Below are 13493 nucleotides of genomic sequence, written 5' to 3' on the forward strand. Positions count from 1 at the left end.
CAAATTTGCCCACAAATTAGTCAGATGGTCGGAATTTTCGCTCAAATTCCAGCCATAGACCTTCGTTTTTGGGGGGCTGCCGCGTTTTGCTGCAGGTGCAAAATTCGCGGGACACTCCCCGCACCGCCAAAAGGGGAACAAGGTGAAACTGATTATCGCAACGATCAAACCGTTCAAGCTGGAGGAGGTCCGCGAAGCGCTGACCGAGATTGGCGTGCGCGGCATGATGGTCACTGAAATTAAGGGCTTCGGCTCCCAATCGGGCCACACAGAAATCTATCGCGGCGCGGAATACGCTGTGAACTTTGTGCCCAAAGTCAAACTCGAACTCGTGGTTGCCGCCAATATGGCCGACCAGGTTGTTGAGACCATCACTAACACCGCGCAGACCGGCAAGATCGGTGACGGCAAAATCTTCGTACTGGACGTGCAGCAAGCCATTCGCGTGCGCACTGGCGAAACGGATGCAGACGCCATCTAAGGCGCCGCAAAGAAGGAATACTCTGATGACTACCCTCGCAAAACTGGCCCTGCCCGCCGCGCTGATCGCGCTGCCGAGCCTTGGCCTTGCAGACGACGCTCCGGTTGCGGGCGTAAATGCTGCCACCGACACTGTCTTTATTCTCAATTCACTGCTGTTCCTTGTGGGTGGCATTCTTGTGTTCTGGATGGCGGCGGGTTTCGCCATGCTGGAAGCGGGTTTGGTGCGCTCCAAGAACGTGACCATGCAACTGATCAAGAACATCTCTTTGTTCTCGCTTGCCGCGATCTTCTACTACCTGATTGGCTACAACCTGATGTACCCACTGGGCACATGGGGCATCGACGGCGTGTTGTCCGGTGTTTGGGGGCCAGGTGTTCTGGAAGCGGTTGGCGTGACAGCTGAAGGCGCGGACGATTATTCTTACGCCTCTACCGGCTCTGACTTCTTCTTCCAGCTGATGTTCTGTGCCACCACCGCGTCCATCGTGTCCGGTACTCTGGCTGAGCGTATCAAACTGTGGCCATTCCTGATCTTCACGATTGTTCTGACTGCCGTGATCTACCCGCTGCAGGCCTCCTGGAAATGGGGCGGTGGTTTCTTGGATGCGGCTGGCTTCCTGGACTTCGCAGGGTCCACCGTTGTGCACTCCGTAGGTGGCTGGGCTGCCTTGACCGGTGCATTGATCCTTGGACCACGTATCGGCAAATACAACAAAGCTGGCAAAACCGTGCCAATCCCAGGTTCCAACCTGACACTGGCCACGTTGGGTACATTCATCCTGTGGCTCGGTTGGTTTGGCTTCAACGGCGGCTCTCAGCTGGCCATGGGCACTGTGGGTGACGTGGGTGACGTATCGCGCATCTTTGCCAACACCAATACAGCCGCGGCAGGCGGTGCAATTGCAGCCCTGATCCTGACACAGCTGCTGTACAAAAAGCCTGACCTGACCATGGTTTTGAACGGCGCGTTGGCGGGCCTCGTGTCCATCACCGCAGAGCCTCTGACGCCATCCTTGGGCGCGGCCACCCTGATCGGCGCTGTTGGCGGTGTCATCGTGGTCTTCGCGGTTCCATTCCTCGACAAGCTGAAAATCGACGATGTGGTTGGCGCCATTCCGGTGCACCTGATTGCCGGCATCTGGGGCACCATTGCGGTTGTGTTTACCAACGGTGACGCCTCCCTTGGCACCCAGCTTTACGCCATCATCGTGGTTGGCCTGTTCACCGTGATCGTCTCCGGTATCGTCTGGTACATCCTGAAAGCCACCATGGGTTTGCGGGTTGACGAAGAGACCGAAATCAACGGTCTGGACATGGCGGAACTGGGCATGGAAGCCTATCCGGAATTCTCCAAAGGCTGATTAGCCGCAAAAAACACAAAGATGTGACCCGGGCCCTGCGGCCCGGGTTTCTTTTTGCCGATTGGGAGCGCGACAGCTTGAATGCAGGCTGCTACCCTCCCGATATGCGATACCTTGTTTTACCAATAGTATTTGCCGCTCAGACAGCGTTGGCTGATCCGGCCCAGATCACGGATGTGAACGCCTCACAAAGCGATGCGGGCTGGCGGTTTGATGTCACTCTTGCGCATCCGGACACAGGCTGGGATCACTATGCAGATGGTTGGCGGATAGAGACCGAGAACGGCCAGGTGATGGGCACGCGCATTCTGGCGCACCCACATGTGAACGAACAGCCGTTTAGGCGCAGCCTGACGCGGGTTTGGATTCCACCGGAGATCACCACGGTTTATGTGCGCAGCAAGTGCAGCCTAGACGGCTGGGGGGAGGAGACCACAAAGGTCTCTCTAAACTAACGAAGGCGCCACATGGGCGCCCTCTTTATGTCTTTCACGATGTCATCGTTATTCAGTGCACGGTCACTGGCCAGAAATTGTTCTGGCGGGCCAGATCAAATGCCAAACCTCGGTCTTTTACCAACGCCAAGCGCTCGCCATCGGTGGCGTGCACGGCAAACAGGGTTTCGGCACCGTCTGCCTCCTCCTGCATCTCTTCTGGCAGGTCAGCGACCATAACTTCACGCACGTAGACGGTGCGATCTTCTGCAAATTCGCTCTGTGTATCGTCATTGTGCATGGGTCTATCCCTTTTTGATTTGGATGGTTTGAACAACGGTCTCTGGTCGCGCGTGCGACAGATCGATGTGCAGCAGGCCGTTTTCGCTTGTGGCTTCGCCAACTTCGACGCCATCAGCCAACACAAAGCTGCGCTGGAACTGGCGGGAGGCAATGCCGCGATGCAAGAATACACGCTCGCTCGCATCTTCCGATGAGCGGCCACGGATGACCAACTGACGGTCCTCAACCGTGATGCTCAGGTCTTCTTCACGAAAGCCCGCGACGGCCAGAGTAATGCGATAGGCATAATCGGCAGTCTGTTCGATGTTGAATGGCGGATAGCCTTCGGAGGACTTGGCAGTCCGTTCGAGGAGGCGTTCGAGCTGTTCAAAGCCCAGCATGTGGGGATGCGACCCCAAAGATAGTTTGGTCATTGACCCGTCCTTGTGCAAAGCGACAGTCCCGCAAAGATCCCTTCTGGCAACCTCTACGCCATGTGAATATGGGGCAGCCTTTCCCTTGCTGCAAGTGGCGCGCACAGGAATGCTAAACAGGGATTTGAAAAATGACCAAATCGCCTTCTTTTCAGCGGGTCTGGAAAGCCCTATCTTAGGAGTCCGCCTAGGCTAAGGACCCAGACATGAATGCCACCACTGACTTGTCGATGAAAACGAATGACGTTTTGCGTGTCGAGCTTGAGGTTTTTAAGCAAGAACATCGGGATCTGGATGAGGCAATCAGTGCGCTGGTGCAGCGCGGCATCGGGGATCAGCTGACGATTCAACGCCTGAAGAAGCAGAAATTGCGCCTCAAAGACATCATCTCGCGGATTGAAGACCGGCTAACGCCCGACATCATCGCGTAAATCCCCCGGTTAGCGACTGCGCTTGCTACGCTCGGTGTCGATGTCAAACAGAGCGCGTGGATAGGTCATGCCGGTTTTGGTATCGCCCAGACGAATTGTTGTGCTGCCACCATGAGCGTCCTGGATCACCCATTCATCCAACGTGACCGGTGAGGCCGAAAACTTCATCTGAATGCGCCCGATGTCCGGGTTTTTGGGGTCCTGTGCGGTGACGATAGTGTGTTTTCCGTCATAGGAATGACCCACCACAGCATTGGCGGATTGCAAGTTAACTTTGCGGGCCAGAATGATCGACAGCGGTGTGCGTCCAAGCGGATAGGTTTCCGGCGCGCCTTTGGCACGGTTGTCAAAAATGGCCACGGCATTGTTGGAGGCAAGCACAAGCGCCTTTTGCGGTGGATCATACTCAAACCGCATCTTTCCGGGACGTTGGATAAAGAGTGTGCCAGTTTGCACCGAGCCGTCGTCAGAAATCTGCATGAAGTCAGACTTTACCGTCTTCAAGGTGTTGAAATACGAACTGATTTGAGAAAGCGAAAGCTTCTCAGCCATTGCGGGAACAGCAGTAGCCAGTGACAGAACGGCGGCGGAGGCAAGGGTTTTGAGTATGGTCATAGGTCCAATATAGGGGCGCTTTGCCCGCTTGCCCGGATACAAGTTACAAAAAAATGTGATTGGACCTGAGCATCACTGCTCAGGCACCAAAATTTCGCGTTTGCCAACGTGGTTGGCCGGGCTGACCAGACCTTCGTCTTCCATCTGCTCCACCAGACGTGCGGCCTTGTTGTAGCCGATCGCCAGTTTGCGCTGAATGTAAGAGGTTGAGCATTTGCGATCCTGAATGACTATCGCCACAGCGGAGTCGTAAAGCGCGTCTTCACCATTGGTGTTGCCACCGGTATTCAGCCCAAGAACCGCGTCAATATTGTCAACTTTATCGTCAGAGGGGCCATCGATCACGCCGCCAATGTAGCTCGGCGGGCCGAAGCTCTTGAGGTGGTTCACAATTTCCTCAACCTCTTCGTCACTGACAAAGGGGCCGTGACAGCGGGTGATCTTGGCGCCACCGGCCATATAAAGCATGTCGCCCATGCCCAAGAGCTGTTCCGCGCCCATTTCACCAAGAATGGTGCGGCTGTCGATTTTGGACGTCACTTGGAAAGAAATCCGGGTGGGGAAGTTGGCTTTGATCGTGCCGGTGATCACGTCCACCGACGGGCGCTGGGTGGCCATAATCAGGTGGATACCCGAGGCACGCGCCATTTGCGCCAGACGCTGAATGCAGGCTTCGATTTCTTTGCCAGCCACCATCATCAGGTCGGCCATCTCGTCGACGATCACGACGATGTAAGGCATTTTCTCTGGCACAATTTCTTCGGTTTCAAACACTGGTTCGCCGGTGTCGTCGTCAAAGCCAGTTTGCACCGTGCGTGAGAAGGTCTCCCCCTTGGCCAAGGCATCCGCCACACGGCTGTTGTGGCCGTCGATATTGCGCACGCCCATTTTGGACATCTTACGATAGCGTTCTTCCATCTCGCCAACGACCCATTTCAGAGCAACAACCGCTTTTTTCGGGTCGGTCACAACAGGCGACAGAAGATGCGGGATGCCATCATAAACCGACAGTTCCAGCATTTTGGGGTCGATCATGATCATGCGACACTCATCCGGCGTCAGGCGATAAAGCAGCGACAAGATCATGGTGTTGATCGCCACGGATTTACCGGACCCGGTGGTCCCCGCAATCAACAGGTGAGGCATTTTGGACAGATTGGCCACCACCGGGTCGCCACCAATGTCTTTGCCCAATGCCAGCGGCAGCTTCATGTTGCTGTCGCCAAAATCGCGTGCCGCGAGAATTTCGCGCAGCACCACTTTTTCGCGATTTTCGTTTGGCAGTTCGATGCCGATCACCGAGCGGCCTGGCACTGTGGACACACGGGCAGAGAGCGCAGACATAGAGCGCGCGATGTCATCGGCCAAGCCGATCACGCGGCTCGCCTTGAGACCCGGCGCGGGCTCGAGTTCATACATGGTCACAACCGGCCCCGGGCGCACAGAAACAATCTCGCCTTTGACACCGTAGTCATCCAAAACGGATTCCAGCATTCGGGCGTTTTCTTCGAGGGCATCATCAGAGAGGTGATGCCGCTGAATCTCAATCGGGCTTTCCAAGAGGCCCAGCGGTGGCAGTTCATACTCGGACTGGGTTTCCTCAAACGCCAGTGAAGGCTGCGCCTCTGCTTTGGCACGTGTGGACGGCTGCACGGATTTGATGACGCGCGGCTGCACTACTTTCTTGGGTTCCGCGGTGGGAATCGGTGCCATACGTGGCTGGTGAGGCACTGGCTCTGCAATCGGTGCAGCTTCAAAATGCGCAGGCTCATCACCCGTTGCAATATCCATGGCCTGCGGTGCAGCCACATGTGCTGCAACGGCAGCTGTGACAGGTGCGGAGAGCGGAGGTTCTGCGCGGGTCAGGATTGGTGTGGCTGTCAAAGGTGGCTCTGCCTGCAAAGGCACGTGATACTCTGGGTGGTCGTCATCCAACACCAGCGGATCGGGACCACGACCGCGCCCTTTGGTCAGCGGCTTGTCCTGGTGCAACTCAGGCGGCGCAATTGTAGCACCCGCACGGGCGCGGGTGCGCATTACATCGGCAATTTTGGCGCTGATGCGCTCTTCTTCAGGCTTCACGTCCCATTCATCAGAAAAGACATTTTCGACCAGTTCCGGCTCAGGCATCGGTTCCGGCGCAGGCTCCGCCCGCTTGATAAGGGCTGGCATACGCAGGCGCGGTTTGGGGCGCTCTTCTTCCGCTGGCACATAAGGCTCAGCAACATCGTCAACCACGGTCTCTTCCCACGCGGCCTGTTCGGCCTCGTAGTGCGCCTGCGCTTCGTCGCGGCGCTCCATGCGGCGGGCTTGCGCGGTTTTGGCTGCGTGTACGGCACCGGAGGCGCTGTGGCCCAACAGCCGCATAATACCATCATAAGTCAGCACAACGCCGATCATGAAGCGTCGGGCAATGTTGCCCAGTTCATTGCGTGTGAAGCCCAGCACAAAGGCACTGGACAGCACAAAGACAACGCCGGCCAGCATGGACATAAGCTTCACGCCGGATTGCGCGCCAATTGGCAGGATGGTCAGCAACGCGCCCATGACGGTGTCGCCAAACAGACCGCCAAGGCCAAAAGCATGGATCCACTCAGCACCTGGAGCCAGCGTAGAGGCGTAGATCGAGGCCAGAGCCAGCATGATGGGTGCAAAAATGATGCGGCTTTGCGCACGGTCTTCGCCAAAGTGAAATGCAAACCGCACGCCCCAAACCCCAAGGATCAACGGCAAACCGAAGCTACCCCAGCCGACAATGATGAACAGCGGTGCCGCGATTGACGCGCCCAGGCGCCCCAAAAGGTTTTCCACGGGTGCATCTGTCACAGAAATCCAGCTTGGGTCTGTTGGCGAATAGGAAAGGATTGTGGCCGCCAGCACAATCGCCACTGCAATCAATGCAATGCCGATCAGCTCTTTGCCGCGTTTTTCCACTGCGGCCTGGGTTGCGCTATCCAACAAGGGTCCGCGTCCGCGCGCTTGATATGCCATGATCCACCTCGTTTATTCTTATCCGTAGAGGCAGTTACGCAGCTTGGTCAGCGCGTCTGCCACTTCGTTTTTGGGGGCTATGAGAGCCACCCGGATATATTTCTTACCAGGGTTTTCCCCGTTCACGTCGCGGCTCAGATACGCACCGGGCAGCACCCTGATACCAGTCTCTGTCCACGCTTTGAGCGCCGCTTGCTCTCCATCTGCCACCGGAATCCAGAGGAAGAAGCCTGCTTCGGGGCTTTTGTAGCCCGGAACATTAGCAAAAATCTCGTCAGCGAGATCAAACTTCTCGGCATAGAGACGACGGTTTTCAACCACGTGCGCTTCGTCGTTCCAGACCTTTTCAGCCGCTTTTTGCAAAGGCAGAGGCAGCGGGGCACCAGAGTAGGCACGCAGTTGCTTGATGCGGCGCAGACTTTCAGGGCCACCAGCGACAAAACCGGACCGCAAGCCGGGCAAGTTGCTGCGTTTGCTGAGCGAATGGAATATCAACACGCGCTCTGGATCAGCACCGACCTCTTTGGCCACTTCAAGCGCACCGGGTGGTGGCGTGTCACGATAGATTTCCGAATAGCACTCATCGGCAAAAATCTGGAAATCATGTTTTTCGGCCAAGGCGATCAGCGATTTCCAATAGGCACGATCAGCCACAGACCCCTGTGGGTTGGCCGGGGAACACACGTAAGCAATCGCGACTCGATCAAGGTCTGCCTCAGGCAGCGAGGCGATGTCTGGCAAGTGACCGCTGGCATCGGTGGCAGGCACAAAGCGCGCCTCAGCACCAACAGATTGGGCGGCCACGGCATAGACCTGATAAAACGGGTTGGGGGTCAGGATCAGCGGCTGTTGACCATTTTTCTTTTCCGGGCACAGCGCCATGGCGGCATTGTACAGCCCTTCACGTGTGCCATTGAGCGCCATAACCTGCGTCGCGGCATCCACTTCCACGCCATAACGGCGATCAATCCAACCTGCGATCGCGGCCTGCAATTCAGGTGCGCCATCATTGGGGGGATAGCGGTTAAAGCCTTCGGCATGGGCCACAATTTCATCCGTGACCCATGCAGGGAACGGATGTTTCGGCTCGCCAATGGTCATATGCACCACAGGGCCGCCGGGCTCCAAATGGTCAATGAGCGCCCGCAGACGCGGAAACGCATAAGCCGGTAGGTTCGAAAACCGCTCGGGGAAAGTCATATTCGTACTGCCTCAATATCGGGATCATAACGCCCCGTTTTTTTCCAAGTTACCCAAAGGCCTGAGGTGCGTCCACTAAAATGCCGCCCAAATTTGGGCTTGTGTCCTATGCGCCACCCTCCCGGTTTGTGGCCATGGACACTGCAGCTGGAGCGGGGTATGCCACGTGCATTATGGCCAAGACACAAAAGAACTCTGACCCGAATTACAAAGTGATCGCCGAAAACCGGCGGGCACGGTTTGATTACGCCATCGAGGATGATCTCGAAGTTGGCATCATTTTGTCAGGGTCTGAAGTCAAAGCACTGCGGGAGAAGTCCGGCAACATCGCAGAAAGCTACGCTGCGGTTGAGGATGGTGAGCTGTGGTTGGTGAACTCCTATATCGCGCCGTACGAGCGGGCGATGTTCCCCCATATGGAGCGCCGCAAACGCAAGTTGTTGGTTAGCAAAAAGCAGCTGTCCAACTTGTGGAATGCGACCCAGCGCAAGGGCATGACAATTGTCCCGATCGTGATGTACTTCAATCACAAAGGCCTTGTGAAAATGAAGGTTGGCATCGGCAAGGGTAAGAAAAACCACGACAAACGTGCCACCGACGCCAAACGGGATTGGGGCCGTCAAAAACAACGGCTACTGCGCCACGGCGACTAGGTAGCCGCATAGGCTTGCAGCCACATCTGATCTATCTGTGCAATTTTGTCCGAGTCGATCTGATCCAGTATTTCCCAGTATCGGCCGCTTGGAGCGTCATATCCGAGTGCGGATTCTGCCTGCCGGATTTTGTTCACCAGAAACACGGGCTGCACCACCGGCGCAGACAAGTCTCGCAACTGGGCGCTGTGAAACCGTTCGAACGGCAGCACACTTTCAAGCCGGGAAAGATTGACGCAATTGCAGCCATGCGCGGCCGCGATAAGCCCCAACCGCGCGGCTTTGGCCTCCAGACTCTGTAAAGACACATCCTCTCGTAACGGATCAGCCGCGCCGGTGCCATAAAAATGGGTATGCCCGACGGTTGGGTAAACCATATCGCAGCCAATAAAAGCCAACACCTTGGGCTTAAACGCCCCAAGCGCCCAATAGGCCGCGGATAACGCCATGGTGCCACCGGCAAAGAGCACACCGCCAAAAGCGTTGTTTTGCGGCACGTAATCTCGATAAGTCACCTCGGTCTGCGCAGAGGTCTGAGACGGTGGATGGCGCTCTTCGGGGAAATCTTCGGGGTGAATGAAGTGGCTCCAATCGGATCGGATACGCCAGGCATTGTTGAGCACCACGAGGTGATCAAACATGTCCCGCGACCAACCCTGGGCCTCTGTCGCGTTTGGGCCGCTGCCCAAAATCACCACAACGTCTTGCATTGATTTGTCCTTGTTCGCTCCTGTGAATTAGCGAGAACCTGCGGCGGCAGTTCAAGAAAATTGCGCGAAGCACCCCATTACTTTGTCGTGTGTTGCGACGCCGCACTTGCCTCTCGCCCACGCCAGTTGTAGGCAATGACACAGACGTGACAGAAGAGGGATACCATGTCTGACGATCCCAAAACGCTTGTTTCGACCGAGTGGCTGGCCGCTCATCTCAAAGACCCGGATTTGCGCCTTTTGGACGCCTCCTGGTATTTGCCGGACATGGGCCGCAATGGCCGCGAAGAATTTTCCGAGGTGCATATCCCCGGCGCGCGTTTCTTTGACATCGACGATATTTCCGACGGGCGTAGCGACCTGCCGCACATGGTGCCACCGGTGGAGAAATTCATGTCTCGCCTACGGGCCATGGGTGTTGGCGATGGCCATCAGATTGTGGTCTACGACGGATCTGGAATTTTCTCTGCGGCGCGCGTGTGGTGGCTGCTCAAGCTGATGGGTCAAAAAGACGTGGCCGTACTCGACGGTGGCCTGCCGAAATGGATTGCCGAAGGCCGTCCAACAGATGACATGCCACCGGTGATCCGCGACCGCCACATGACAGTGCGACGTCAGAACCACATGGTGCGGGATGTGACGCAAGTGTCCCACGCGGCCAAGCTGGCCGACCACGAAATAATCGATGCTCGCGGGCCATCCCGCTTTGCAGGCTCTGAACCGGAGCCGCGTGCCGGCCTGCGTGCCGGGCATATCCCAGGCAGCAAGAACGTGCACTACGCCACCCTGCTCGATGACGGGGTGATGAAGTCCCCCGAAGAACTACGCGCGGTTTTTGAAGCCGCCAATATTGATTTGTCCAAACCCGCCATCACCAGCTGTGGATCCGGTGTCACTGCCGCGATCCTGTGCCTTGCGATGGAGCGGTTCGGCAAGACCGACCATTCCCTTTATGATGGATCCTGGACCGAGTGGGGCGCTTTCCCCACCCTGCCCGTAGCAACCGGAGAAGCGTGATGCTCACCAACCTCAAAGAGCAGCCCAAAGACAAAATTCTCGGCCTGATGGCCATGTACCGCGATGACCCACGTCCCACCAAAGTGGACTTGGGTGTGGGTGTGTACAAAAACGCCGAAGGGGTGACCCCCGTCATGCGTGCCGTCAAGGCTGCTGAGCGCAAGATCGTGCAAGAGCAGACCTCCAAAGCCTACACCGGTCTGGCAGGTGATCCGGCCTATGCCGACGCGATGATCGACATGCTGCTGGCAGGTGCCGTTGAGCGGGATCGCCTGGCCGCTGCGGCGACCCCTGGTGGTACTGGCGCAATCCGCCAGGCGTTTGAGCTGATCCAGATGGCAAACCCGAAAGCACGCGTGTTTGTGTCTGACCCAACCTGGCCCAACCACGTCAGCATTCTGGGTTACCTTGGCATCGAAATCGTAAAGTACCGCTATTTTGACGACGAAACCCGTGCCGTGAACTTTGGCGGCATGATGGCAGATTTGGCGGATGTGACCAGCGACGACGTTGTGCTGCTGCACGGCTGCTGCCACAATCCAACCGGGGCCAACCTGACCCTGACTCAATGGCAGTCTGTGATCGACCTGATCAACGAAAAAGGCTGCACACCGATGATCGACATCGCCTATCAGGGTTTTGGTGACGGTCTTGAGGACGATGCAGCAGCCACCCGTTTGGTAGTGCAATCGGTTCCAGAGGTTCTGATCGCGGCGTCCTGCTCCAAGAACTTTGGCATCTACCGTGAGCGCACCGGCCTGCTGATCGCGATGAGCGAGAAGGCTGAGAACACCGCGGTGACGCAAGGCAACCTGAACCATCTCAACCGTCAGAACTTCTCGTTCCCGCCAGATCATGGCGCACGTGTTGTAACCACCATCCTGACCGATCCAGAGCTGAAAGCAGATTGGATGGCAGAATTGGAAGAGACCCGTCTGGGTATGCTGGCGTTGCGCGAGCAGTTGGCAGCAGAGCTCAAACGTCTGAGCAATTCAGACCGCTTTGGCTTCCTCGCACAGCATCGGGGCATGTTCTCTCGCCTCGGCACCACGCCGGATCTGGTAGAGAAAATCCGCGTGGATAACGCGATTTACATGGTCAGCGACAGCCGCATGAACATTGCCGGCCTGAACGCACAGACTGTGCCGGTTCTGGCGAAAGCCATCGTCGACGCCGGCGTTTAACCGCTGAAAACTTAGTCGCGCGCATGGGGGCTCCCTGCGCGCGATTTTCAATTGAGGTTCCCAGATGGCCATCGATTACAACACTCTTTCCAAAACCATTGCGTCGCTTGCAGAAGGCGAAACCGATGCTGTGGCGCTCATGGCAACGGTGGCTTGCGAAGTGCATCATGCCGATGAGCGCTTTGACTGGACTGGGTTTTACCGCGTCGTCGCGCCAGAGCTTCTCAAGATCGGACCTTATCAGGGTGGCCACGGGTGTTTGGTGATCCCGTTCGCACGCGGCGTTTGTGGCGCAGCAGCGCGGACCGGTGCAGTGCAGTTGGTGTCAGACGTTGAAGCATTTCCTGGGCATATTGCCTGTGCCTCCTCAACGCGCTCAGAGTTGGTAATACCGGTTTGGAACGGGGCTGGAAATCTGTTGGGCGTGTTTGATATCGACAGCGATCAGCCGGATGCTTTCACTCAGGACGACGCAGATCAACTGACCGCGATCTTGGCCGCAGCCTTCAAAGACGCCACTTAAAACGGCGCTTTGGCGCGGAACGACATGCCTTTGCCGCTCTCCGGGTGGCTGATGCGCAGCTCCTCAGAATGCAGCATGAGGCGGTCAAACGCCCGTGCGTCCCCCTTGGCATAAAGCGGATCCCCCAAGATCACATGCCCCAGCGCAAGCATGTGCACACGCAATTGGTGGCTGCGCCCGGTTTTGGGCGTCAGCCGCACGCGAGTTTCGCTGTCTTTGACCTTGAGTACACGCCAGTCGGTGTGCGCGGGTTTGCCGTTTTCATGATCCACCATCTGCAGCGGTCTATTGGGCCAGTCCACAATCAACGGAAAATTTACGGTGCCGGTTTTCTCCGCCATTTGCCCCCAGACCCGCGCAACGTAAGTCTTTTTGGTTTTGCGCTCTTCAAACTGTTTGGACAGATGCCGTTGTGCGTGCGGCGTCAGCGCAAAGACCATCACACCTGAGGTGTCACGATCCAAGCGATGCACCAGAAGCGCGGTTGGAAAGGCCACCTGAACCCGGGTCAGCAGGCAATCAGCCAGATGCTCACCCCGCCCTGGCACCGACAATAAGCCGGCAGGTTTGGCGACCACAACAATGTCGCTGTCCTCATGCAAGACAACAAGCGGGTCCATCGGCGGGTCGTATGGCGTGATCTCTGTCATGGCGCCCGACATAGGGCTTTGACGGCGTGGCGGCAACCCAACGTCAACCTTGAGTTACGCGCGGGGATCGGCAGGCTGTCTTTAACGGGAATTGAGGGAGACGCGGATCATGCACCCAACAATCGTGCGCATGCAGGAAGTTGTTGCCAAGGGCAACGAGGAAGACATCAAAGGGCTGCTGGCTGAAGACGCAACATTTCAACCACCAACCTATTGGGCAACCTGGACTGGACGCGATGCTGTGGCTGCTGTGTTGGGCCATGTAGGGCAGGTGTTCAGCGAGTTCCGGTATCGCCGCGTCATGGGGGATGGAAACGACTGGGCGTTGGAATTCCAATGTAAAGTTGGGGAATTGGATTGTGTGGGAGTGGACTTGATCACATTGAATGAGGCAGGAGACATCCAGCATTTCGAGGTGGTCATGCGGCCTTACAAAACCATCGGCGCCTTGCGAGAAGCGATGAACACGCGGGTGATGACCGACGCGCGGTTCCTCAAATTCAAGGATGCGATGAGTTAAATCAG

General features: G+C 56.9%; 16 protein-coding genes. 9 read left to right on the forward strand and 7 right to left on the reverse strand.

The window, feature by feature from the left end; genetic code table 11:
- The first annotated feature begins 142 nt into the window (after nt 1-142).
- Genes QOL67_RS00340 through QOL67_RS00350 form a run of 3 tightly spaced genes read left to right on the forward strand, consistent with a single transcriptional unit; the run spans nt 143 to nt 2299 of the window.
- Nucleotides 143-481, forward strand: coding sequence for a P-II family nitrogen regulator (locus QOL67_RS00340; RefSeq protein ID WP_164644704.1), 339 nt, complete (start codon nt 143-145; stop codon nt 479-481).
- Between the two features lie 25 nt (nt 482-506).
- Nucleotides 507-1844, forward strand: a complete 1338-nt coding sequence (locus QOL67_RS00345; protein ID WP_283423960.1) for an ammonium transporter — start codon at nt 507-509, stop codon at nt 1842-1844.
- 23 nt (nt 1845-1867) lie between these two features.
- Nucleotides 1868-2299, forward strand: a complete 432-nt coding sequence (locus tag QOL67_RS00350; protein ID WP_346770593.1) for a hypothetical protein — start codon at nt 1868-1870, stop codon at nt 2297-2299.
- Nucleotides 2300-2351: 52 nt separating this feature from the next.
- On the opposite strand, the gene QOL67_RS00355 is transcribed toward QOL67_RS00350, so the two are convergent.
- Nucleotides 2352-2579, reverse strand: a complete 228-nt coding sequence (locus tag QOL67_RS00355; RefSeq protein ID WP_283423961.1) for a DUF1150 family protein — start codon at nt 2577-2579, stop codon at nt 2352-2354.
- Nucleotides 2580-2583: 4 nt separating this feature from the next.
- The gene (locus QOL67_RS00360) at nt 2584-2994 is read right to left on the reverse strand and encodes an Hsp20 family protein (RefSeq protein WP_283423962.1); all 411 of its coding nucleotides are present in this window, start codon (nt 2992-2994) and stop codon (nt 2584-2586) included.
- A gap of 206 nt (nt 2995-3200) precedes the next feature.
- Here QOL67_RS00360 and QOL67_RS00365 point away from each other — a divergent pair, with 206 nt between their 5' ends.
- Nucleotides 3201-3425, forward strand: a complete 225-nt coding sequence (locus QOL67_RS00365; RefSeq protein WP_283423963.1) for a YdcH family protein — start codon at nt 3201-3203, stop codon at nt 3423-3425.
- Between the two features lie 9 nt (nt 3426-3434).
- Here QOL67_RS00365 and QOL67_RS00370 read toward each other — a convergent pair whose 3' ends face one another.
- The 3 genes from QOL67_RS00370 to QOL67_RS00380 all read right to left on the reverse strand — a co-directional run bounded on the left by QOL67_RS00370 (nt 3435) and on the right by QOL67_RS00380 (nt 8231).
- Nucleotides 3435-4040: a LolA family protein gene (locus QOL67_RS00370; protein WP_283423964.1), complete on the reverse strand. Its 606-nt coding sequence runs from the start codon at nt 4038-4040 to the stop codon at nt 3435-3437.
- 72 nt (nt 4041-4112) lie between these two features.
- The gene (locus tag QOL67_RS00375) at nt 4113-7031 is read right to left on the reverse strand and encodes a DNA translocase FtsK (RefSeq protein WP_283423965.1); all 2919 of its coding nucleotides are present in this window, start codon (nt 7029-7031) and stop codon (nt 4113-4115) included.
- 18 nt (nt 7032-7049) lie between these two features.
- On the reverse strand, nt 7050-8231 hold the full coding sequence (locus QOL67_RS00380; protein ID WP_283423966.1) for an aminotransferase class I/II-fold pyridoxal phosphate-dependent enzyme: 1182 nt from the start codon (nt 8229-8231) through the stop codon (nt 7050-7052).
- A gap of 173 nt (nt 8232-8404) precedes the next feature.
- Here QOL67_RS00380 and smpB point away from each other — a divergent pair, with 173 nt between their 5' ends.
- Complete coding sequence (gene smpB / locus QOL67_RS00385) at nt 8405-8884, forward strand: SsrA-binding protein SmpB (protein WP_283424741.1); 480 nt, start codon at nt 8405-8407, stop codon at nt 8882-8884.
- Here the strand turns inward: smpB and QOL67_RS00390 are convergent.
- Nucleotides 8881-9594 carry a hypothetical protein gene (locus QOL67_RS00390; protein WP_283423967.1) on the reverse strand — a complete coding sequence of 238 codons (714 nt, stop codon included), beginning with the start codon at nt 9592-9594 and terminating at the stop codon, nt 8881-8883. The genes smpB and QOL67_RS00390 overlap by 4 nt on opposite strands.
- A gap of 165 nt (nt 9595-9759) precedes the next feature.
- On the opposite strand from QOL67_RS00390, the gene sseA reads away from it, so the two are divergent.
- The 3 genes from sseA to QOL67_RS00405 all read left to right on the forward strand — a co-directional run bounded on the left by sseA (nt 9760) and on the right by QOL67_RS00405 (nt 12318).
- Complete coding sequence (gene sseA, locus QOL67_RS00395) at nt 9760-10611, forward strand: 3-mercaptopyruvate sulfurtransferase (protein ID WP_283423968.1); 852 nt, start codon at nt 9760-9762, stop codon at nt 10609-10611.
- On the forward strand, nt 10611-11795 hold the full coding sequence (locus tag QOL67_RS00400) for an amino acid aminotransferase (RefSeq protein ID WP_283423969.1): 1185 nt from the start codon (nt 10611-10613) through the stop codon (nt 11793-11795). Before sseA ends, QOL67_RS00400 begins: the two co-directional genes overlap by 1 nt.
- A 64-nt stretch (nt 11796-11859) precedes the next feature.
- A complete protein-coding gene (locus QOL67_RS00405) occupies nt 11860-12318 on the forward strand; it encodes a GAF domain-containing protein (RefSeq protein WP_283423970.1) in 459 nt (152 codons plus the stop codon).
- On the opposite strand, the gene QOL67_RS00410 is transcribed toward QOL67_RS00405, so the two are convergent.
- A complete protein-coding gene (locus QOL67_RS00410; protein ID WP_283423971.1) occupies nt 12315-12968 on the reverse strand; it encodes an RluA family pseudouridine synthase in 654 nt (217 codons plus the stop codon). The genes QOL67_RS00405 and QOL67_RS00410 overlap by 4 nt on opposite strands.
- A 109-nt stretch (nt 12969-13077) precedes the next feature.
- On the opposite strand from QOL67_RS00410, the gene QOL67_RS00415 reads away from it, so the two are divergent.
- Nucleotides 13078-13488 (forward strand): nuclear transport factor 2 family protein, encoded by a 411-nt coding sequence (locus QOL67_RS00415; protein WP_283423972.1) that lies wholly within the window; start codon nt 13078-13080, stop codon nt 13486-13488.
- The last annotated feature ends 5 nt before the right edge of the window (nt 13489-13493 follow it).

Origin of the sequence: Shimia sagamensis (genome assembly GCF_900182745.1) — a bacterium.
GTDB lineage: Bacteria > Pseudomonadota > Alphaproteobacteria > Rhodobacterales > Rhodobacteraceae > Shimia > Shimia sagamensis.